At 65.0% G+C, this 22181-nt stretch carries 20 protein-coding genes; 11 read left to right on the top strand and 9 right to left on the bottom strand.

Features of this window, described 5'->3' with window-relative positions; all coding sequences use genetic code 11:
• The 8 genes from paaC to E2I15_RS14810 form a co-directional block, all read left to right on the top strand.
• On the top strand, positions 1-770 hold a 770-nt coding region (gene paaC, locus E2I15_RS14850), incomplete at its 5' end, for a 1,2-phenylacetyl-CoA epoxidase subunit PaaC (protein WP_155262378.1).
• Positions 764-1267, top strand: a complete 504-nt coding sequence (paaD, locus tag E2I15_RS14845; RefSeq protein ID WP_137477017.1) for a 1,2-phenylacetyl-CoA epoxidase subunit PaaD — start codon at positions 764-766, stop codon at positions 1265-1267. The genes paaC and paaD, both read left to right, overlap by 7 nt.
• Before the next feature lie 2 nt (positions 1268-1269).
• Positions 1270-2346, top strand: a complete 1077-nt coding sequence (gene paaE / locus E2I15_RS14840) for a 1,2-phenylacetyl-CoA epoxidase subunit PaaE (protein ID WP_137477016.1) — start codon at positions 1270-1272, stop codon at positions 2344-2346.
• A 177-nt stretch (positions 2347-2523) separates the two neighbouring features.
• Positions 2524-2979 (top strand): hydroxyphenylacetyl-CoA thioesterase PaaI, encoded by a 456-nt coding sequence (paaI, locus tag E2I15_RS14835; protein ID WP_018270508.1) that lies wholly within the window; start codon positions 2524-2526, stop codon positions 2977-2979.
• Positions 2980-2999: 20 nt separating this feature from the next.
• Positions 3000-4331: a phenylacetate--CoA ligase PaaK gene (gene paaK / locus E2I15_RS14830; protein WP_137477014.1), complete on the top strand. Its 1332-nt coding sequence runs from the start codon at positions 3000-3002 to the stop codon at positions 4329-4331.
• Between the two features lie 429 nt (positions 4332-4760).
• Positions 4761-5771: a quinone oxidoreductase family protein gene (locus tag E2I15_RS14825; RefSeq protein ID WP_137477013.1), complete on the top strand. Its 1011-nt coding sequence runs from the start codon at positions 4761-4763 to the stop codon at positions 5769-5771.
• A gap of 25 nt (positions 5772-5796) precedes the next feature.
• On the top strand, positions 5797-6852 hold the full coding sequence (locus E2I15_RS14820; RefSeq protein WP_137477012.1) for a YeeE/YedE family protein: 1056 nt from the start codon (positions 5797-5799) through the stop codon (positions 6850-6852).
• Positions 6853-6969: 117 nt separating this feature from the next.
• Entirely contained in the window at positions 6970-8004 is a 1035-nt protein-coding gene (locus tag E2I15_RS14810) for an IS110 family RNA-guided transposase (protein WP_349629363.1), read from the top strand.
• A gap of 347 nt (positions 8005-8351) precedes the next feature.
• Here E2I15_RS14810 and E2I15_RS14805 read toward each other — a convergent pair whose 3' ends face one another.
• Together E2I15_RS14805 and E2I15_RS14800 are read right to left on the bottom strand one after the other, a co-directional pair.
• A complete protein-coding gene (locus E2I15_RS14805) occupies positions 8352-10151 on the bottom strand; it encodes an adenylate/guanylate cyclase domain-containing protein (RefSeq protein ID WP_137476574.1) in 1800 nt (599 codons plus the stop codon).
• A gap of 161 nt (positions 10152-10312) precedes the next feature.
• Positions 10313-11212: a DMT family transporter gene (locus E2I15_RS14800; RefSeq protein WP_137476573.1), complete on the bottom strand. Its 900-nt coding sequence runs from the start codon at positions 11210-11212 to the stop codon at positions 10313-10315.
• A gap of 90 nt (positions 11213-11302) precedes the next feature.
• Between E2I15_RS14800 and pdxR the strand changes: the two genes are divergently transcribed.
• The gene (pdxR, locus tag E2I15_RS14795) at positions 11303-12760 is read left to right on the top strand and encodes a MocR-like pyridoxine biosynthesis transcription factor PdxR (RefSeq protein WP_137476572.1); all 1458 of its coding nucleotides are present in this window, start codon (positions 11303-11305) and stop codon (positions 12758-12760) included.
• A 209-nt stretch (positions 12761-12969) separates the two neighbouring features.
• Here pdxR and E2I15_RS14790 read toward each other — a convergent pair whose 3' ends face one another.
• The 5 genes from E2I15_RS14790 to E2I15_RS14770 form a co-directional block, all read right to left on the bottom strand.
• On the bottom strand, positions 12970-14190 hold the full coding sequence (locus E2I15_RS14790) for a bifunctional alpha/beta hydrolase/OsmC family protein (RefSeq protein WP_137476571.1): 1221 nt from the start codon (positions 14188-14190) through the stop codon (positions 12970-12972).
• Positions 14191-14218: 28 nt separating this feature from the next.
• Positions 14219-14881, bottom strand: coding sequence for a sulfite oxidase-like oxidoreductase (locus E2I15_RS14785; RefSeq protein ID WP_137476570.1), 663 nt, complete (start codon positions 14879-14881; stop codon positions 14219-14221).
• A 14-nt stretch (positions 14882-14895) separates the two neighbouring features.
• Entirely contained in the window at positions 14896-16218 is a 1323-nt protein-coding gene (locus tag E2I15_RS14780) for an MFS transporter (RefSeq protein WP_137476569.1), read from the bottom strand.
• Between the two features lie 81 nt (positions 16219-16299).
• The gene (locus E2I15_RS14775) at positions 16300-17526 is read right to left on the bottom strand and encodes a cytochrome P450 (RefSeq protein WP_137476568.1); all 1227 of its coding nucleotides are present in this window, start codon (positions 17524-17526) and stop codon (positions 16300-16302) included.
• A 74-nt stretch (positions 17527-17600) separates the two neighbouring features.
• Positions 17601-17807 (bottom strand): ferredoxin, encoded by a 207-nt coding sequence (locus E2I15_RS14770; RefSeq protein ID WP_016842874.1) that lies wholly within the window; start codon positions 17805-17807, stop codon positions 17601-17603.
• Between the two features lie 177 nt (positions 17808-17984).
• On the opposite strand from E2I15_RS14770, the gene E2I15_RS14765 reads away from it, so the two are divergent.
• A complete protein-coding gene (locus E2I15_RS14765) occupies positions 17985-18617 on the top strand; it encodes a TetR/AcrR family transcriptional regulator (protein ID WP_137476567.1) in 633 nt (210 codons plus the stop codon).
• 143 nt (positions 18618-18760) lie between these two features.
• On the opposite strand, the gene E2I15_RS14760 is transcribed toward E2I15_RS14765, so the two are convergent.
• Positions 18761-20182: an amidase gene (locus E2I15_RS14760; RefSeq protein ID WP_137476566.1), complete on the bottom strand. Its 1422-nt coding sequence runs from the start codon at positions 20180-20182 to the stop codon at positions 18761-18763.
• Positions 20183-20270: 88 nt separating this feature from the next.
• On the opposite strand from E2I15_RS14760, the gene E2I15_RS14755 reads away from it, so the two are divergent.
• Positions 20271-21125 (top strand): alpha/beta hydrolase, encoded by an 855-nt coding sequence (locus E2I15_RS14755; RefSeq protein WP_137476565.1) that lies wholly within the window; start codon positions 20271-20273, stop codon positions 21123-21125.
• A gap of 139 nt (positions 21126-21264) precedes the next feature.
• Here E2I15_RS14755 and E2I15_RS14750 read toward each other — a convergent pair whose 3' ends face one another.
• Positions 21265-22041 (bottom strand): SDR family oxidoreductase, encoded by a 777-nt coding sequence (locus tag E2I15_RS14750; RefSeq protein WP_137476564.1) that lies wholly within the window; start codon positions 22039-22041, stop codon positions 21265-21267.
• Between the last annotated feature and the right edge of the window lie 140 nt (positions 22042-22181).

Here is a 22181-nt window from a genome sequence, read left to right as displayed (position 1 = left end):
CCGCAAATATCGAAGTCTCCGAAACGCCGCTGGTGCTCTATGCGCTGCGCCGCGCCGACGATGCCCTGATCCTCGGCCATCGGCTGTCCGAATGGTGCGGCCATGCGCCCGCGCTGGAAGAGGACATGGCGCTCGCCAATATGGGCCTCGACCTGCTCGGCCAGGCCCGTGAGCTCTACACCTACGCGGCCGAGGTCGAGGGCCGAGGCAACGACGAGGACAAGTTCGCCTATCTGCGCGACGTCAGGCAGTACCGCAATCTGCTGCTGGTCGAGCAGCCGAACGGCGACTTTGCCCGCACCATGGTGCGGCAGTTCTTCTATGCGGCATTCGCCGATCTCTACTGGCGCGCGATGATGGCCTCGTCCGATCCGACGCTCGCCGCGATCGCGGCGAAGTCGGAGAAGGAGAGCGCCTATCATGTCAGGCATTCGTCGGAATGGATCGTCCGTCTCGGCGACGGCACCGAGGAGAGCCACCGCCGCGCGCAGGGCGCGATCGACGATCTCTGGGCCTATACCGGTGAGATGTTCGCAGTCGACGACGGCGAGCGCGGCCTGATCGACGCCGGCATTGCAATCGACCCGGCCGCGCTGCAGCCGCGCTGGCTGAAGACGGTCACCGGCATCATCAACGAGGCGACGCTGGCGCTGCCGAGAAGCGATTGGATGCAGCAGGGCGGCCGCAACGGCAGCCACAGCGAGCATCTCGGCCATCTCCTCAGCGAGCTGCAGTCGATGCAGCGAACCTTTCCGGGGGCGACATGGTGACCGTTGCGCTCAGCGATGCCGATCTGCGCCGGCGTGCCTGGAGCGCGGCCGCGCAGGTGGTCGATCCCGAGATCCCGGTGCTGACCATCGCCGATCTCGGCGTGCTGCGCGATGTCGCGGTCCACGACGGGCATGTCGAGGTCGCGATCACGCCGACCTATTCCGGCTGTCCCGCGATGAACATGATCGCGCTCGAGATCGAGCTCGCGCTGGAGCGCGAAGGCATTCATAAGCCGAAGGTCCGCACCGTGCTGTCGCCGGCCTGGACCACCGACTGGATGAGCGAGGACGGCCGCCGCAAGCTGAAGGAATACGGCATCGCGCCGCCGCTGCCGGGCTCCTCGCGCCGCGCGCTGTTCGGCGAGCAGGCGGTCGCGTGCCCGCAATGCGGGTCAGGCGAGACCGAGCTGCTGTCCGAATTCGGCTCGACCTCGTGCAAGGCGCTGTGGCGTTGCAAGAGCTGCCGTGAACCCTTCGACTACTTCAAGTGTCATTGACCATGTCGACACCCCGATTCCACCGCCTGTCCGTCAGCGATCTGCGCCGCGAGGCGTCGGACGCGATCTCGATGACCTTTGCGATCCCCGACGATCTGCAAGGCGACTACCGCTTCACGCCCGGCCAGTATCTGACGCTGCGCACCACGATGGACGGCGAGGAGGTTCGCCGTTCCTACTCGATCTGCTCCGGTCCCGACGACGGCGAGCTGCGCATCGCGGTGAAGAAGGTCGACGGCGGCGCGTTCTCGAATTGGGCGGCAGAGGAATTGAAGGCCGGCGACGAACTCGACGTGATGACGCCGACCGGGCGTTTCGGCGTCGCCCACGCGCCGGGCGAGGCGCGGACCTATGTCGGCTTCGCCGCCGGCAGCGGCATCACGCCGATCCTCTCGATCATCAAGGGCGTGCTGGCGCGCGAGCCGGACGGCCGCTTCTTCCTGTTCTACGGCAACCGCTCGACCGAAGGCGTCATGTTCCGCGAGGCGCTGGAGGAGCTGAAGGACCGCTTCATGCAGCGGCTCTCGGTGTTCCACGTCATCTCGGGCGAGGAGCAGGACATTCCGATCCTGCATGGCCGGCTCGACGGCGAGAAGGTGCGGGTGCTGCTGCGCTCGCTGGTGCCGGCTGCGACCGTCGATCACGTCTTCGTCTGCGGACCGGCCGCGATGAGCGAGACCATCGAGGCGACCTGTCGCGAGATCGGCATCGCCGACGAGCGTATCCATGTCGAACGCTTCGTGTCGGAATTCGGCGGCAAGCCGCGGCCGAAGGTCGTCGTTCCCGCCGGCGCGCCGCCGAAGGCGATCGCCGGTCTGATCATCGACGGCAAGCGCCGCGAGGTCCCGGTGGCCGATGCCGAGTCGATCCTCGACGCTGCGTTGCGCGCCGGCATGGACCTGCCGTTCGCCTGCAAGGGCGGCATGTGCTCGACCTGCCGCGCCAAGCTGGTCGAAGGCGAGGCCCCGATGGACCTGAATTATTCGCTGGAGCCGTGGGAGCTGAAAGCGGGGTTCATCCTCACCTGTCAGGCCAAGCCGTGCTCTGAGAAGGTCGTGGTCGATTACGACCACGTCTAGGTTGTCGTCATTCCGGGATGGTCCGAAGGACCAGACCCGGAATCTCGAGATTCCGGGTTCGATGCTGCGCATCGCCCCGGAATGACGGAAGTAGCGTTGACGCCCCGCGCGTCGCGCCCAACACTGATCCAACGCCAAGAGGCCCTCCGCAACGGGCCCGCGCACAGGGAGTTCGATGTGAACGTGAAGGCCACGCTATCGCCCGAGGATGTCGCCCGCGCTTGCGCCGACGCGATGTGGAAGGAAGACGACGCCAGCAAGGGTCTAGGCATGGAGCTCGTCGAGATCAGGCCGGGGCAGGCGGTGATGGCGATGACGGTGCAGCCGCACATGGTCAACGGCCAGCGCATCTGCCATGGCGGCTATATCTTCACGCTGGCCGATTCAGCCTTCGCCTTTGCCTGCAACAGCCGCAACGATCGCGCGGTGGCGGCGCAGGGCAACGTCACTTTCATCCGCCCCGGCAAGCTCGGGGATCGTCTGGTGGCGACCGCGCGCGAGATCTCGCGCAGCGGCCGCTCGGGAATCTACGACGTGAGCGTGACCTCCGGCGATAGCGTGATCGCCGAATTCCGCGGGCATTCGCGCGTGATACCGGGCACCTGGCTGCCCGACACGGACATCAAGGCATAAAGGCTTCAGGGGAAACGTCGATGGCAACGGCAAAGCTCAAGGTTAGGGATAGCGGTTATCACGCCGAGCTCGATGCGGCGGAACGCGCCTCGCGCGACGAGATCATGGCGCTGCAGACCAGGCGGCTGGCATGGTCGCTCAAGCATGCCTACGACAATGTCGCGCATTACAAGAAGAGCTTTGATGCCGCCGGCGTGCACCCGTCCGATTTCAGGCAGCTTCCCGATCTCGCCAAATTCCCGTTCACGGTGAAGACGGATCTGCGCGACAATTATCCCTTCAACATGTTCGCGGTGCCGCGCGAGCAATTGGTGCGGGTCCATGCGTCCTCCGGCACGACCGGCAAGCCGATCGTCGTCGGCTACACCAGGGCCGACATCGACACCTGGGCGGACGTGATGGCGCGCTCGATCCGCGCCGCCGGCGGCCGCACCGGCATGCTGATGCACAACGCCTATGGCTATGGCCTGTTCACCGGCGGCCTCGGCGCGCATTACGGCGCCGAGCGGCTCGGCTGCACGGTGATCCCGATCTCCGGCGGCATGACCGAGCGGCAGGTGCAGCTCATCAACGACTTCCGGCCCGACATCATCACGGTGACGCCGAGCTACATGCTGGCGATCCTCGACGAATTCAAGCGGCAGGGCCTCGATCCGCGCAAATCGTCGCTGAAGTTCGGGATCTTCGGCGCCGAGCCCTGGACCAACGCGATGCGCGTCGAGATCGAGCAGGCGTTCGATATGGACGCCACCGACATCTATGGCTTGTCGGAGGTGATCGGTCCGGGCGTCGCGCAGGAATGCGTGGAGACCAAGGACGGCCTGCATATCTGGGAAGATCACTTCTATCCGGAGGTGATCGATCCCCTGACCGGCAAGGTGCTGCCCGACGGCGAGAAGGGCGAACTGGTGTTCACCTCGCTGACCAAGGAAGCCTTCCCGATCATCCGCTACCGCACCCGCGACCTGACGCGGCTGTTGCCCGGCACGGCGCGGCCCGGCATGCGACGGATGGAAAAGGTGACCGGCCGCTCCGACGATATGATCATCCTGCGCGGCGTCAACGTGTTTCCGACCCAGATCGAGGAAGCGCTGCTGGCGACCGACTGGTGCGGCGGTCACTTTGTCATCGAGCTGACCCGCGAGGGCCGCATGGACGAGATGACGGTGCTCGCCGAGGCCCGGCCCGAGAGCTGGGACGGCGAAGGGCTGGTTGTTCACGCCGAGAAGATCTCCGCCTTCATCAAGAACACGATCGGCATCTCGACCCGCGTCCGCGTCGTTGCGCCCGAGACGCTGGAGCGTTCGCTCGGCAAGGCGAAGCGTGTTTACGACAAGCGGCCGAAAGAATAGCCTTATCCTCTCATGGTGAGGAGGCGCCAACGGCAAAGCCGTTGCGCGGGGATGAGGGGTGATTGTTCAGTCTGCCCAGTGTCATCACCCGCGTATGCATGCGCGGTGATGACACCGCGCGGTTGACGTCTTGAACTGCGACCCACCTCTATCGTCGTCCCTGCGAAAGCAGGGACCCATAACCACGAATGGTTGTTGTTGGGCGATGCCGGAACCACGAGTCCCGTTCACAATACCCGCCACGGAGTATGGGTCCCTGCTTTCGCAGGGACGACGCCGGGCGAAGCTGCCGCCTCTCGCCATTCCGCAACTCGCTGGCCGCTGCCCCTCTTGAACTAATTGCCTAATTCGGTAGTTACGGGCAATGCCGTCATGGTATCGGTCCATGCGGTCCGAAGATGCGGTCAGTTCTCCGAGCCGGAGCCCTCGATGCCTATCACTGAACCTCCCGGTCGCGTGGTCGACGCGCGCTGCGTGCGCCTGCTGACAAAGGCGGAGAACGCGGCGGCGGTGGCGCCCGTGGTCGAGACTCATGCACTTTCGCGCGGCGATAACGACGTCCTGATCGAGATGAAGGCGGCGGCGGTCAATCCGTCCGACGTCAAGGCCGCGACCGGGCTGATGCCCTATGCCGTGTTTCCGCGCACCAGTGGTCGCGACTATGCCGGCGTGGTGATCGATGGCCCGGCTGAATTCATCGGGCGCGAGGTGTTCGGCTCGTCCGGCGACCTCGGCATCCGCCGCGACGGCACCCATGCCACGCATCTGGTGGTCGAGCGCGATGCGGTGGTGGAAAAGCCCGCCGGCGTCTCCTGGGACGAAGCCGCCGGGATCGGCGTGCCCTTCGTCACGGCGATGGAGGGCCTGCGCCGCGCCGGCCTGCCGAAGGCGGGCGAAACCGTGCTGGTGATGGGCGTCAACGGCAAGGTCGGGCAAGCCGCGGTGCAGATCGCGAGCTGGCACGGCGCGCGCGTGATCGGCGTGGTGCGCAAGCGCGAGCCCTATGAGGGCCACAGCAATTCCCCGGTCGATGTGATCGACGCCTCCACCACCGATGTCGCAAGCCGCGTGCGCGAGCTGACCGGCGGCAAGGGCGCCGACATCGTCTACAACACGGTCGGCGATCCCTATTTCCAGGCCGCGCACAAGTCGCTGGCGCTGCGCGGCCGCCAGATCCTGATCGCGGCGGTCGACCGCATCGTGCAGTTCAACATTCTCGAATTCTACCGCGGCCAGCACACCTATGTCGGCATCGACACGCTTGCGCTGTCGTCGGTTGCGACCGGCGAGGTGTTGCGCGAGCTTGCGCCGGGCTTTGCGGGCGGACATCTGAAGCCATTCCCGATCAAGCCGAGCGCGATCTATCCGCTGGAACAGGCCAAGGCGGCGTTTGTTGCCGTGGCGGGCTCGTCGCGCGACCGCGTGATTTTGCGACCGTGATGACGGGATAGCCGAGAGAACCCGCATGGACCCCGCCACGATCGTCATCCTCGCCGCCCTGATCATCGGCCTGATCTATGGCTCGGTCGGGCTGCTCAGCGGCTTCTGCATGATGAGCGGCCTGCGTGGCTGGTGGGCGGAGGGCGACGGCCGCCTGGCGCGCACCTATGCGCTGGCGATGGGCGTCGCGATCGCGGCCTCGCAGCTGTTGGCGGCGGCAGGCCTCGTCGATCTCGGCAAGTCGATCTATCTGCAACCGTCCTTCTCGGCGCCGGTGATGTTCCTCGGCGGGCTCTTGTTCGGTTACGGTATGGTGCTGTCGAACGGTTGCGGCTCGCGGGCTCTGGTGCTGCTCGGGCGCGGCAATCTGCGCTCTTTCGTGGTCGTGATCGTGCTCGGCATCTTCGCCGAGATGACGCTGAAGGGCCTGATCGCCCCGGCGCGCATCGCGATGGTGCAGGCCTCTCAGGCCACTGTCGCAGCCAATTCGGTGCCGTCGCTGCTGGCAAGCATCGGCCTCGGCGCGGTGCCGGCGCGGATGATCGCGGCGTCAGCGCTATCAGCCGTCCTGATCATCTTCGCCTTCGCCCATGCGCCATTCCGGAAATCATTCGGACAGATCGCGGCCGGCCTGATCGTCGGCCTGCTGGTGGCGGGCGGCTGGTATGCGACCGGCTATCTCGGCGCGGATGACTTCAATCCGGTGCCGGTGACGTCGCTCACCTTCATCGCGCCGATCGCCGATGCCCTGCAATATGTGATGCTGTCGACCGGCTCGACGCTGAATTTCGGCATCGTCACCGTGTTCGGCGTGTTCGCCGGCAGCCTGATCACCGCCATTGCCACCGGGCGCTTCCAGCTCGAAGGCTATCGGTCGCCGCAGCACATGCTGCGCTCGGCAAGCGGTGCCGCGCTGATGGGGGCGGGCGGCGTGATGGCGTTCGGCTGCTCGGTCGGGCAGGGGCTGACCGGACTGTCGACGCTGTCGCTGTCGTCCCTCATCGCGATCGCCGGCATCATGCTCGGCACCGGCGCCGGCCTGCGCGGCGCGCTGCGGGTCAGGCCGTTAGCAGCTGCCTAGATGCCGTAATGGGCCCTGCTCCGAGCAAGGGGTCATGATGGTGGCTGTCCCCCGATAGATGATGAAACGGGGTCACGACCTGAGTCGGCCCCAAGCATCTGGAGACGGAGGACAGCCGTGGAGAACTATGCCGGAATCGACGTATCATTGGAACTGTCGAGCGTGTGCGTTGTGGATGTCCAGGGTAAGATCCTGAAGGAGGCGAAGGTCGCGAGCAAACCCGACGCCTTGGTTGAATTTTTTGAGACGCTTGGCTTTGCAGTGAAGCAGATCGGGCTGGAGGCTGGGCCGCTGTCGCAATGGCTGCATGCGGCGCTGAAAAGAGCAGGCTTCGAAACGGTTCTGCTGGAAACGCGACATGTAAAGGCCGCATTGTCTGCGATGACGGTCAAGACGGATCGCAAGGATGCGCGCGGGATTGCCCAGTTGATCCGGATGGGATGGTTCCGGCCGGTACACGCAAAGTCGGTCGATGCTCAAGAGATCCGGGCCCTTCTGATCGCACGCAAACAGCTTCTCGGGCGGCTGATCGATGTGGAATTGAGTATCCGCGGGATTTTGCGCGGCTTTGGGCTGAAGGTTGGCCCGGTGACGCGGAAGAATTTCGAAGCGCGGATCCGTGAGTTGGTTGCGGGTCAGGCGACATTGGAGCGCATTGCCGCAGCGATGCTTTCGGCGCGATCGGCCTTGAAAGCTGAGTACGGAAGGCTACACAAGGCTGTGCTGGCAACGGTGCGTGACGATGCGGTCTGTCGCCGGCTAATGACAGTGCCAGGCGTTGGTCCTCTGGTGGCTATTACCTACAAATCGGCGATTGACGACCCCAATCGCATCACGAAGTCAAAATCGGCAGGCGCGCTGTTCGGGCTCACGCCAAAGAAGTACCAATCGGGCGAAAAGGACGTCACGGGCGGGATCACGCTGGCCGGCGACGAGATAGTGCGTACGGTGTTGTATGAGGCCGCCAACGTTCTGCTGTCGCGCATCACCCGGTTCTCAAAACTTAAGCGCTGGGGGATGGACGTCGCCAAGCGGCGAGGCTCGAAGCGCGCCAAAGTCGCCTTGGCACGTAAGCTCGCAGTGATCCTGCATCGGATCTGGGTCGACGGCACAACTTACCGCTGGGCTGACGCGGGCCCGATCGCAGCATAGAGCACGAGGAGAAGAGCTGGAATGCAATCGGGCTGAACAGAAGCCCAGTGCCCGAAGTCCCGTCGCCGGGACGGTGGATGCGGTGAAGCCGTTACACGCCCAGTGGCCGTCGCCCGACGAACCACGCGTATCTAGATAGGCTCACCGCTCCCTCTGACAGCATGATGTGGCGGCCAAGCGTTGACCACGGACAGAAGCATGAGCTCGGCGGCGTGACGTTCACTCGGGAGGCTTGACATCATCGGGCCCATTACAGAAGGGCGTGTACTGATAACCGCCGGCTTCCAGTCATAAAACGGAAGTTGCCCAGTTCGGTAGTTATCGGCGCTTATGACCCATCTCCGACATCACCCCTCCGGCACCCCGGCTATGCGCATGCCCTCACAAAGGCGCTCTTGTCCGGCGAGATAAATAGGATTGTCGCTTATTTTCGCGGCGCGCAAGCGGCGGATCGTAAAGCCTGGGTTGAGCGCAAATCCCGCTTTCGCAGCTGTTCGCGCCTCATCCAGCGCGCCGAGCAAGCCCAAAGCCGCGGCGAGTAAAAAATGCGCGAGAGCATGAGTGCGGTTGGCCTCAATGCTTCGTCGCAGCCAACTGACGGCTTCGGCATCCGCACCGACCTGTAGCTTTGCCGCGCCCACAAAACGCATCAACCGGTTGGCGACGAGATCGCGGGGGGATAGACGAAGAGCCTCGAGTACGTGGTCTTCAGTCTCGGTAGGACGACCCATATACAATTTGGCTAAACCAATAGCGCCATGAGCATAAGCCAGATTGCGATTAAGCGATAACGCCTGCTCGCATTCGGTAATCCCTTGTGCGGCGCGGTTTGTGCTAATGTACACGAGAGCCAGTATCAGGCGGGCCATTGCAACGTTGGGGGATAGTGAAAGTGCTTTGATCGTGTTCGATTCGGCTGCCGAAAGGAGCGCGGCCCGTTCATCTGTTAACAGGTCGGCTCCCACGGTTAGATCGACGTTTGCCATGCCGATCAACGCCCAAATCGCTCCGCCCCCATGGGGATCGATCGCCAAGGCACGCTCAAAAAAGCCGCGCGCCCGGGTCGCGTGCTCAAGGGTCGGCCCGTTGTAGAAGCAGGCAGTGCCCTGAAAGAACAGGTCTAGTGCGTCGGGATGCAGCGACCGCTCCGCTGTTCGCGCCTCGACCACAACGAGCTGGGCACCTAACGAGTTGGCGAGCCTCGATACGATTTCGTCCTGCATATCGAAAAGATCGGCGACAGGCTTTTCGAAGCGCTCCGCCCAAAGATGTTTGCGGCTTTCGGCATCGATGAGCTGCACGTTCACTCGAAGCCGCTTGCCGCTGCGCTGCATGGAACCTCCAAGCACGTACCGGACGTTCAACTCGCGGCCGACTTGCCGTACGTCGATTGCCTTGCCCTTGTACGAAAACGCGCTGTTCCGGGCAATTACGAACAAGCCACCGATGCGCGACAAGTCCGTTGTCAAGTTCTCGGTTACACCATCGACAAAGTAGTCTTGCTCGGGATCGCCGCTGAGGTTGGCGAAAGGCAGCACAACGATGGAAAGACGAGGCGGTGAAAGGGCGCTGGATCCCGCGCGGTGAGACCGTGTCGTTGGGCTGTGTTCATCCCAGATCACGGCATAGGTCCGGACCGGGCGGGCGATGTTTTTGAAGTTCTGGTCGCCCAAATCGGCGAACTGAACCCCCACCTTGCCCCTTACTTGATCGTAGGCGGAAGACGAGATGCAGATGCCGCCAGGCTCTGCGATGCCCTCGAGCCGCGCCGCGATGTTAACGCCGTCTCCGAATATGTCATGGGCCTCGACCATTACGTCGCCGATGTTGACGCCCACGCGGAAGGAAACGCGCCTGTCTTCCTTCTCGTGGATTGAAAGTTCCTTGATGCGGGTCTGAAATCGTACGGCGGCTCGGACAGCCTCAACCGAGCTTGTAAACTCCGCCAGGAACCCATCGCCGGTGTTCTTCACGATACGTCCGCCGTGTTCAGCGATTGCTGGCACAACGGTGTCCGCCAAGAGCGCTGTCAATTTGGCGTGTGTCGCCTCTTCGTCGTCGTGCATGAGCCGCGAATAGCCAGCCACATCGGCGGCCAAGATCGCCGACAACCTGCGCTCGACAGGGAATGGCCGCTCCTGCACCATGGCTCTCAACCCAACCGACGAGATATTGTACGACGGATCGGGTGACCGGGCCACACTGCTAATGTCGCCTGATGGCCCAAGGCCGACATGCAGGACGTTGGTTTCGACGTCAGCTCCCGAGACCGAAGCCGAGGCGACGAATTTTTGAGCATGGACGCTAATTAGGCCCGCGCTGGCGCGTCCGCAAGCGCGCTCAGCGCGATCCCGCCGACGATCAGCGCCGCGGCGATCGCCAGCGACAGATCGATCGGCTCGCCGAGCAGCAGCGCGGCGGTCACGATGCCGACGATCGGCGTTCCCGTCGTGCCGAGCGAAGTGGTCAGTGCCGGCAGGCTCTTGTTGACAACAGACATCGCCCAATAGGCCAGCGCGGTGCCGATGAAGCCGGAATAGAGGAACAGCAGCACGAGATGCGGCGACCAGATCACGGTGGGCACGCCCTCGGTGACCAGCGCCGACATCGTCAGCACCAGCGTCGCCACCAGCACCTGCCACAGCAGGAGCTGCAGCGGCGTCGCGACCCAGCGGTGCGAGCGGATGTAGATGATGTTGGCGGCCCAGCAGATCGCGGCGAGGATGATCATGCCGGCGCCGGCGATGACGTGCAGATTGCTCCAGTCCAGCGACGCCGGATTGAGGATCACGCAGAGCCCGGCGAGCCCCAATGCGACACCGACGAGCTTCAGCGCGCCGAGCCGTTCGGTCCGCGCGGCGCCGGCGGCCAGCGCGACCCAGAGCGGCGTTGTGTAGCCGAGCACGATGCCCTTGCTGGCCGGCAGGTAGCGCAGCCCGGCGGCGACCAGCGTCGAGAAGAACGTCATGTGCAGCAGCGCCACGCTGAGCACGACCGGGACATCGGCGACCCGCGGAATGATCAGATTGCCGCTGGCGCGCAGGATCACCAAGAGCGCGACCAGGGCGACCCAGCTGCGGAGCGATGCGGTCCACAGCGGCGGCACCGCCTCGACCAGCGATTTCGTCACCGACCAGTTGATGCCCCAGGCCAGCACCACGACGATGAACAGGGCGGCGGCCCTGGCGGGGGAGAGTGACTGGTTCACGGCAGAATCCTTGCGGGCGATATCCGCTTGTGAATAGGATCATGCTGGCTCTCTCGAAAGAGCCAGATTTTGTAGAACAAGGGAGCCAGATTGATCCTCGCCGAATTGCTCGCGCTGAAGCGATCGGACAATGTCGGGCTGGCCGCGCAGCTGACCCAGCAGCTGCGCGCGCTGATGGCGAGCGGCCGGATCCGGAGCGGGGCCATGCTGCCGTCGAGCCGCAGCCTTGCGGCCGAGCTCGACGTGGCGCGCAACACCGTGACGCATGCCTATGAGCAGCTGGCGGCCGAAGGATACCTGCGGGTCGCGGCGCGGCGGCGGCCGGTTGTGACCGACGATATCGAAGCGCGCTTCGCCAAGCCTGCGCTGGCGCCAAAGCGCGAGGCCGCCCGCAAGCCGCTGCTGTCGCCCTGGGCCTTGCAGCTCTCCGATAGCGATTGGCCGCTGTCCTACCAGGCGGATTTCCGGCCGCTGCGTTCCGGACTCGCGGATGCGCGCGAGTTTCCGCACGAGATCTGGGCGCGCTGCCTGCGTCGCAGCGCATTGCGCCGCCGCTTCAACGACCAGACCGTGGTCAACCGGCCAAGTCTGCGCGAAGCCTTGTGCGACTACCTTGAAATCAGCCGCGGCGTGCGCGCCGGGGCCGATCAGATCCTGATCCTGCCGACGGCCCAGGCGGCGCTGACGCTGATTGCCGCGACCACCATCGCCGCCGGCGATGCGGTGTGGACCGAGGATCCCGGCTATCCCGGCGCGGCGGCGGCATTTCGCGCCGCCGGTGCCGACGTCGTCGGTGTCAGGCTGGATCAATGGGGCATGATGCGGATGCTCGCGGCGCGTGCGCCGAAGCTGATCTTCGCGACGCCGTCGCATCAGCACCCGACCGGGCGGGTGATGCCGGTCGCGCGCCGCACCGAGTTGTTGGCTGCCGCGGAGCCCGGCAAGACCTGGATCGTCGAGGACGATTACGATGGCGAGTTTCACTATGACAGCCGCCCGATGCCGGCGCTGCAGGGGCTCGATCGCGAGGGACGCGTGCTCTATCTCGGCACGTTCGCCAAGGCGATGACGGCCGATATCCGCATCGGCTATCTTGTGGTGCCGCCATCACTGGCGCGGACGATGGAGATCGCGCAGCGCCATCTCGGGCTGATCGCCTCCGTGCATGTCCAGGAGGCGCTGGCCGGCTTCATGGCCGACGGGCATTTCCTGGCGCATGTCAGGCGGATGCGGCGCATCTATCGCGCGCGCCGCGACCATCTTGCGACAGCGCTGACGCGGCATCTCGATCCGGTGCTCACCGCAGAGATCCCGCCAGGCGGCATGCAGCTGATTGCCCGCTTCAAGGATGGCACTGCGGACCGGAACGCCGTGGCGCGGCTGGTGGCCGCCGGGGTCGAGGTGCGCGCGCTGTCGAGCCTCGCGCTGGAGCGGCCGCGCGACCATGGCCTGCTGCTGGGCTTCGCCGCCTGGCGCGAGAACGAGATCGGCGCCGCGGTGCGGATCATGGCGAACTGCCTGACCGGCAAGCGCGCGGCGCGTGGGTAGAGGGGCTTTCGCACGATTTCGGAATAATGGAAGAATATCCCTGAGTTGCCCGACGTGTCAAGTTGCGTTGTCGAGCGCCGGCGGCCGCCAGCCCCTTTGCATGGGGTTGTTTTCGATATTTTTGGGCACGCCCCTGTAACGGCCCGCAGGCGGGAGGGGGCACTGCCCAGATGCTGCTACGGCTCGGCCTTTCCCGCTGCGTCGCGGGCTCACTCCGCCGCCTTGGTGACGATCCGCACCTCCGACGTCAGCGTCTTGTGCACCGGGCATTTGTCGGCGATCTCCATCAGCCGCTTGCGCTGGTCCGCGTCGAGCTCGCCCTCGATCCTGATGACGCGGTCGATCTGGTCGAGCATGCCCTCGCGCGTCTCGCACTCCTCGCAATCCTTGGCGTAGATCTTGCTGTGCGTCAGCGTCACCGTGACGCGATCGAGCGGCAGCGACTTGCGGTCGGCATACATCCGCATCGTCATCGAGGTGCAGGCGCCTAACCCGGCCAGCACGAAGTCGTACGGCCCGGGGCCGGAATCCTGGCCGCCGACGGCAACCGGCTCGTCGGCCAGCATGCGATGCGGGCCTGTCGTGACGATCTGCTGAAACTTGCCGGCGCGGGTCTCCTGCACCACGACGTTGCGCGGCGCGCTGCCGGTATCCGCCGCCGGCTGCGGCGCGAGTTCGATGTAGCGTTCGGCCCAGGCCCCGATCACGTCGGCGACATAGGCGGCATCCTGCTTGCCGCTCAAGAGATGATCGGCGCCCGCCAGCGAGACGAAGCTCTTGGGGTGCCTCGCGGCGCCGAAGATATGCGTGGCGTTGTCGATGCCGACGGTGTCGTCGGTCGGCGAATGCATGATCAGCAGCGCCTTGTGCAGCTGCTTCACCTGCGCCATCAGATTCTGCTCGGCGACGTCGTCGAGGAATTCCCGCTTGATGCGGAACGGGCGGCCGGCAAGCGAGACTTCGCCTTCACCCTGCGCGCGGATGTCCTCGATCCGGTCCTTGAAGAAATGCGTGACATGGACGGGATCGGACGGCGCGGCGATGGTGGCGACCGCCTTGGCTTCGGGGATCTGACCCGCGGCGGCGAGGATCGCGGCGCCGCCGAGGCTGTGGCCGATCAGGATCGCGGGTGCCTTGCGCGTCTCGCGCAGATGGTTGGCGGCGCGGACCAGATCGGCGACGTTCGACGAGAAGGTCGAGTTGGCGAACTCGCCCTCGCTGGAGCCGAGGCCGGTGAAGTCGAAGCGCAGCGTGGCGAAGCCCTTGGCCGCGAGCGCGACCGCGATGCGCTTTGCGGCCAGCACGTCCTTGCCGCAGGTGAAGCAGTGCGCGAACAGCGCATAGGCCTTGATCGGCCCGTCGGGCGTATCAAGCGCGGCGGCGAGCTGATGGCCGCCGACACCGATGAATTGAAAGCGTTCGTGCGGCACGGGCAGGCTCCATCATCTCGTTGGTTTGTCAGTCGCCAGAATAGCGCTGTTCGGCCCAGGGATCACCGCGATTGTGATAACCGCGCACCTCCCAGAAGCCGGGCGCATCCTCGGTGAGGAATTCGATCCGCTGCAGCCACTTCGCGCTCTTCCAGAAATAGAGGTGCGGCACCACCAGCCGCACCGGACCGCCATGCTCCTGCTCCAGCGGCTTGCCCGACCAGCTATGGGCGAGCAGCGCGTCCTCGGCGGCAAAGTCCTCGAGCGGCAGGTTGGTCGTATAGCCGTCATACGAATGCAGCGCGACGAAGCGCGCCCCCTCGCGCGGCTGGCAGGCGGCGAGCAGGTCGCTTGTGGCAAGCCCCTCCCACTGATTGTCGTAGCGCGACCAGGTGGTGACGCAGTGGATGTCCGAGACGAATTGCGTCTGCGGCTGCGCCATGAACTGCTGCCAGGTCCAGTAGATGGTCTGCTCGACCGCGCCGTAGACGTCGAGCCGCCAGCGCTCCCGGGAGATGTTCGGCATCAGCCCGAGATCGAGCACCGGCCAGTCCGCCGTCAGATGCTGGCCCGGCGGCAGGCGCTGCTCCTCCGGGCGGGTGATCCTGCCGGTGAGGAATTTGCCCTCGCGTGCCCAGCGCTGCTTGCTGCGCGTCAACTTGCTCTCGAGCGGTTCGTTATCGTCGGTCATGGGCGTTTGCGCCGTCACTCGTGGCGATGCATCGCGGAGTCGTGCTTGGTGTCGCGCATCGTCGAATAGATCAGCAGCGACAGGAAAATCATGCCGCTGAGATAATAGTAGAACCAGTCCTCATGCCCGATGCTCTTGAAATAGAGCGCGACCGCCGGCGCGGTGCCGCCGAAGATCGACACCGTGATGGCGTAGGGCAGGCCGACGCCGAGCGCGCGGACATTGGTCGGAAACAGCTCGGCCTTCACGATCGCGTTGATCGAGGTGTAGCCGGCGACGAAGATCCAGGCGCCGCAGATCAGAAGGAAGGCCATGAACGGCGACTTGGTGTCCTTCAGCGCGGTCAGGATCGGGATCGTGCCGAGCGTGCCGGCGATGCCGAAGAAGATCAGCAGCGGCTTGCGGCCGATTTTATCGGAGAGCCCGCCATAGATCGGTTGCAGGATGGTCGCGAAGATCAGCGAGCCGAAGATCACGAAGGTGGTCTGGTCCTCGGTGAGGCCGACCGACAGCTTCACGAAGGTCTGCATGTAGGTGGTGAAGGTATAGAACGCCGCGGTGCCGCCGGCGGTGAGACCGACCACCAGCAACAATTCGCGCGGATAGTTCAACAGGCCGACGATCGAGCCGGTCGGCTTGGAAACCTTCTTGGCCTCCTCGAAGGCCTCGGTCTCATGCAGGCTGCGGCGCATCACCGCCGCGACGATCGCGAGCAGGGCGCCGATCACGAACGGAATCCGCCAGCCCCAGGCCTTCAGCTCGTCCGGTGTCAGGAACACCTTTTGCAGCAACAGCAGCACGATGATCGCGGTGAGCTGGCCGCCGATAAGCGTGACGTATTGGAAGCTGGAGTAGAAGCCGCGGTGCTTGGGATCGGCGACCTCGCTGAGATAGGTGGCACTGGCGCCATATTCGCCGCCGAGGCTCAGGCCCTCGATGACGCGGGCCAGCGCCAGGATCGCCGGGGCAGCGATGCCGATCGTGGCATAGGTCGGCGTCACCGCGATGATCAGCGAGCCGAAGCACATGCAGACCACCGAGAGCGTCAACGACAGCCGACGGCCATAGCGGTCGGCAATGAAGCCGAACAGCCAGCCGCCGAGCGGGCGCATCAGGAAGGTCGCGGCAAACAGCACGGCCGCGTTGAGCTGCTGCACCACCGGGTCGCTGTGCGGGAAGAATGCCGGCGCGAAATACAGTGCAAACGCCGTATAGGCGTAGAAATCGTACCACTCGACGAGATTGCCGACCGAGCCGATGAAGATCGCCTTCACCCGCCGCTCGACGTCGTGGATGTCGAGATGATCGCTCGCGGGCTGAGCGGTTTGTTCGGACATAGCATTGCTCCCGGACTCGTCGGTTCGATTCCGGGGCAAGCTACCTCATTGGGTGACGTGATGTAACCGCTGTCCGGTTCCTCAGGCGTTGTTGCCGAACAGAACAGGGAGTTGACGCGGGCCGCGCACCGTGCCTTCCGACCAGGTGACCTTGCCGGCCGGATCGAGCCGGAAATACGGAATCCGCTTCAGCCATTCCTCGATCGCGACCTGCATCTCCATCCGCGCCAGGTTGGAACCGACGCAGCGGTGGATGCCGAGGCCGAAGGCGGCGTGGCGGTTCTCCTTGCGGTCGATCACCACCTTGTCCGCATCGGGGAACATGGCGGGATCGCGGTTTGCCGCGGGGAAGGACAGCAGCACCATGTTGCCCGCCTTCACCGGGCAGCCGGAGATCGTGGTCTCCTTCATCACCTCGCGCGCCATCGTCACCGGCGAATAGGCGCGCAGGAATTCCTCGATCGCAGTCGGGATCAGTGCCGGCTCCGCGATCAGGCGCTCGCGATCGGCCGGCGTCTTGGCGAGGTGCCAGAGCGACGAGCCGATCGCGCTCCAGGTGGTGTCGATGCCGGCGATCAGAAGCAGCCGCAGCGAGCCGAGTACGTGCTCGTCGGTGAGCGGCTGGCCGCCGGGGCCCTTGGCCCGCAGCAGCTGCGAGATCAGATCGTCGCCCGGCTCAAGCTTGCGCTGCTCGAGATGGGCCACGAAGTAGCCGGTCATCTCGCGCACGCCGTTCATCAGCTCGTCTTCGTTCTTGATGCCGAGCTCGAGGATCTGGTGGATCCATTTGATGAAGAGATCGCCGTCCTTCTCGGGAATCCCCAGCATATGGGCGATGGCGCGCACCGGGATGTGCTTGGTGTAGCGCGCGGCGGCGTCGCAATGGCCATCGGCGATGAAGTCGTCGATCAGCTCGTTGCAGATCGCGCGTACCCGCGGCTCCAGCCGCTTCGTCGCGTCCGGCGTGAACGGCGGCAGCAGCACCTGCTTGGCGGGCTTGTGCTCCGGCGGATCGGAGGTGATCGGCGGTGCGCGCGCGGTGATCTCGGGGCGGACGTCGCGCACGATGACGCGGCGCGAGGAGAAGTGCTCGGTGTCGTAGGCAATCTCCTTCACCGCCTGATAGGTGGTCGGCATGTAGCAGCCGAGGAAACGCTCGGTGTGCACGACGGGCGAAGCCGCGCGCAGCGTCTCCCAGATCGGGAACGGGTCGTCGGTCCAGACCGGATCGGTATGGTCGAAATCATGGACCCAGTCGGAGACCGGGGGATGTTCGGGCAGATAGCTTGCGGACGGGGAATCGGACATCAGCTCGTTTCCTTCTCGTTCGATCAAACGCTGGTCGGCTCAACGGGCGGCGCGCGGCCGTTCCCGGCTAGCCGTCATTCCTCGGTGACTTCGATCGCGATTTCCGGGCAATTGGTCTGCGCGAGCCAGGCCTTGTCCTCGAGCCCGGCCGGGACGGTCCCGTCGCCGACCTCGTGGGCGTTGCCGTATTCATCGAGCTCGAACAGTTCGGGGGCGAGTGATTTGCAGCGGGCGTGACCCTGGCATTTGTCCTGGTCGACGCGGATTCTGAGCTTGGACATGCAAGCACCCTCCCTCGGCTCTGGCGCAATGTGGGTTGCGCCCGGTTTCTCATTCCAGTTTATGCAAGTTCTTGGCTTGCTTGGGCGGCCGGGCTCTTAACCGGATCGCCAAGTTATAGCATATTACATTATCGTCGCGCTTGCGCGTCAAGCGAAAATTCAGCGATCATTGCCGCAATGGGACAAATCGTACGCAAGCCGTTCAAAACCTACCACCATGGCGACCTCCGCGAAGCCCTGATCCAGGCCGCGTTAGGCGAGGTCGAGCTCGGTGGTCCCGAGGCGATCAGCATCAAGGCGCTGGCCAAGCAGCTCGGCGTCTCGCAGCCGGCGCCATACCGGCATTTCGCCGACCGCGAGGCGCTGCTGGAGGCGGTGACCGCGGAAGCGTTCCGGCAGTTCAATGTCATCATGCGCGAGGCGATCGAGCAGTCGGGCAAAGGCTCGAAGCTGTCGCGCTTCGCCCAGGCCGCGCTCGCCTTCGGGCTCGAGCGCCACGGCATCTACAGGCTGATGTTCGCGTCGCGCACCATGGCCTGCGCGCCGAAGGGCAGCGAGCTGCACACCGCTGCGATGGAAACGCTGGCGCTGCTGATCGAGTCGTTCGAGGCGCCGGCGGTCGGGCTGTTGCGCGAGCGCCAGGCGCTGAAGATCTGGGCCGGACTGCACGGCATCGTGATGCTCGCCGAGCAGGGCCTGCTCACCGGCGAGTCCGCGCAGATCAGCCGCGAGGAGCTGCTGGACGAAATCGTCGAGCAGACCAAGGCAGCACTCACCGTGGCGCTGCAGGCGACCGAAGGTAAAGCGTAGGCTTCGCGTCTTAGGGCCGCATCAACAGATTCATCACCTCATCCTGAGGAGCTTGCGCAGCAAGCGTCTCGAAGGACGAGGCCACGGACGGGCCTCATGGTTCGAGACGCGCTTCGCGCTCCTCACCATGAGGGGCCGGCCCTCTACCTCGGCGGACGCGGATCGATCGGCGTGGTGCCGCGCGCGCCCAGAATGTCCTCCAGCACTTTCGCGCCGGCCAGCAGCTGCGCCTCGGCACGCGGCTTTGCGACCATCTGCAGGCCGACGGGCAGGCCCGAAGCGGTGAAGCCGCAGGGCAGCGACAGCGCCGGACAACACGCCAGCGTGATCGCATAGACGATGCCGAGCCATTCGACGTAATTGTCGAACTTCTTGCCGTCGCACTCGGCGACATAGCGGTTCTCGACCGGGAACGGCGCCACGATGGTCGCGGGCGCCAGCAGCAGGTCGTACTTGTCGAAGAATTCGAGCGCACGCGCCGTCATCGCGACGCGCTGCGCCTCGGCGCGTTCGAGCTTCTCGACCGTGAGCTTCAACCCTTCCTCGATGTTCCAGATCACCTCGGGCTTCAGCAAATCGCGCTTGGTGCGCAGCAATTCGGCCTTGCTGATCGCGAAATCGAACGCGCGCAACACGTGGAAGCATTCATGGGCTTCGCGCAGATCGGGATGCGCTTCCTCGACGATCGCACCGGCTTCCGCAAACCGCTCTGCCGCCTTGCGGGTCACCGCCTTGACCTCGGGATCGACCGGTGTGATGCCGAGATCGGGCGAATAGGCGATGCGTTTCGGCTTGCTGCCGGAGCGGGCTGCGGACAGGAACGACGTCGGCAGTGCGGGCAGCGACAGCGGATCGGCGGCATGTTCGCCGCTCATCGCGTCGAGCAGCAGTGCGAGGTCCTCGACATTGCGCGCCATCGGTCCCTGCACCCCGAGGGTACGGTCGACGCCGAATTTCGGCGTGTGCGCGACGCGGCCGATCGACGGCCGCAGGCCCACGATGCCGCAGAAGCTCGCGGGATTGCGCAGGCTGCCACCCATATCGGAGCCGTGGGCGAGCCACGCGGTGCCGCTCGCAAGGGCCGCGGCGGCGCCGCCGGAGGAGCCGGCGGCCGAGCGTGACGTGTCCCAGGGATTGCGGGTCGGACCGAACACCTCGTTGAAGGTGTTGGCGCCGGCGCCGAATTCCGGCGTGTTCGACTTGGCGTAGATCACGCCACCGTTCTGTTCGAGGCGCTCGACCAGGATGTCCGACTTCGCCGGGATGTTGTCCTTGAAGATCGGCGAGCCCTGCGTGGTCAGCACGCCGGCGACGGCCGTGAGATCCTTGATCGGAACGGGAAGGCCCGCGAGCAGGCCGCGCTCGCTGACCGGCTTCAGCATCAGCGCCTTGGCGTGGGTGCGGGCGCGGTCGAAGCAGAGCGTCGGCAGTGCGTTGACCTTGCCGTCCACCTCGGCGATGCGCGTCTCCAGCACGTCGAGCAGATCGAGCGGCGTGACGTCACCAGCCTTCAGCTTTTCGACGACGGCACACGCCGTTTCCTTCACCAAGCCCTGATCAGCCATGCGCCGTTGCTCCTATGCCTTCCGTTTGCTTGTGCTGTAGAACATTTCCTGCCGTCGTGGCAATGCGACGTGAACGGAAGAGGCCGGGATGGCAGCGTTATTTTCCGCGCTTGACTGGCGCGCGATGAGCCAGCAGGAGCGCGATCTCGGTCTGAACAACGGCGTTGCCGTCAAGGGCAGCGCCGAGATTGCTGCGGGATGGGAGCAGCGCTCGGCGGCATTGCGGCAAAAGCACGCCCGCCATCTCGACCTTAGGTACGGCCCACGCGAGCGCAACCGGATCGACTTCCTGAAAGCCCGCGACGGCGCGCCGACGCTGCTGTTCATCCACGGCGGCTATTGGCAGACCCGTGCCAAGGAAGTGTTCACGATCTTCGCCGAGGGGCCGATGGCCCATGGCATCAATGTCGCGCTGATCGGCTATACGCTGGCGCCGGATGCGACGCTCGATGACATCGTCGCCGAGATCCATGCCGGTATCGACTTTCTGGCCGGGCAGTTGCCCGCGCTCGGGGCCGCTGCCGAGGGCATCGTGGTGTCGGGCTGGTCGGCCGGCGGACATTTGACATCGATGGCGCTGTCGAACGCCCATGTCCGGGCCGGCATGGCGATCTCGGGTATCTACGACCTCGAGCCGATCAGGCATTCCTACCTCAACGAAAAGCTCAAGCTCGACGAAGCGGCGTCGCGGCGCAACTCGCCGATGATGGCGGAAGGCGGCACGGCAAAGCCGCTGTCGCTGGTGGTCGGCAGCGCCGAATTGCCGCTGCTGCGCAAGCAGACCGCCGATTTCGCCGGCCATCGCGCCCGTTACGGCTTGCCGGTGACCTATGAGGAGATCGCCGGCGCCGATCATTTCTCCATCATGAACCAGATGCTGGCGCCGCAGGGCCGCATCACGACGCTGATCCGGCAGTTGTTCGAACGCACGGCGTCATCCTGAGGTGCGAGCCTCTTCGGCGAGCCTCGAAGGATGACGTAGCCCATCCTTCGAGACGCCGCGCAAGGCGCGGCTCCTCCAGCGACAATGGCGAAGCCATTGCGCGGGGATGACTGCGGAATGAATGGCTAGCGCGAGCTAGCTATCCCCACCCCGACGTCAGCCCGCCGTCGACCGTGTAGATCACGCCGGACGTATAGCCGGCCCGGTCGGACGCCAGGAACGCCATCAGGTCGCCGATCTCGCGTGCATGTGCGGGCCGGCCGAGCGGCAGACCTTTCTGGAACTCCGTGTAGCGGTTCTCGTCACCGAACTGGTTTTTGGCGCGGGTCTTGAGCAGCGTGACGTGGCGGTCGGTGCCGACGGGGCCGGGATTGATGCCGACGACGCGGATGTTGTCGGCGAGGCTCTTGCCGCCGAGCGCGCGGGTGAACGCCATCAGCGCCGCATTGCCGGCGCTGCCGCAGATGTAATTGGCGTCGAACTTCTCGCCGGCCGCGCCGATGTCGTTGACGATCACGCCGCCGCCGCGCGCCTTCATCTGCGCGTAGATCGCGCGTGTCAGATTGACGTAACCGAACACCTTGAGCTCCCAGGCATGCCGCCAGGTCGCCTCGTCGATCTTGTCGATCGAGCCGCCCGGGATGTCGCCGGCATTGTTGACGAGGATGTCGATGTCGGCGGCCTCTTTTGCCAATCGCGCCAGATCTTCGGATTTGCGCAGGTCGACCACGCTGATCGCCGCGTCGATCTGATGCGCCGAACGGAGTCGCTCGGCCTGTGCCTTCAATTGCTCGCCGTTGCGGGCGGCGAGCAGCAAATTGGCGCCTTCCTCGGCAAAGGCTTCGGCGGCGGCCGCGCCAATGCCCTTGGAGGCGCCGGTGATCAGGACACGCTTGCCGCGCAGATGCAGATCCATGGGATGTCTCGCTTGGTATGAGGAGTGGTGTCGGCGAATTTGGTGGGGCAGGGTCGCACCGCGGTCAACACTGCACTGCAGCGTTGCGCTGGCGCGAAGTTTGGTTCATTGCAGGACCATCAGAATAGGCGGCATTGCCG

This window comes from Bradyrhizobium sp. BR2003 (genome assembly GCF_009720285.1).
GTDB classification, from domain to species: Bacteria; Pseudomonadota; Alphaproteobacteria; order Rhizobiales; family Xanthobacteraceae; genus Bradyrhizobium; species Bradyrhizobium elkanii.
Note: the sequence above shows the minus strand (reverse complement) of the source record. Positions and strands in the feature narration are given on the sequence as shown.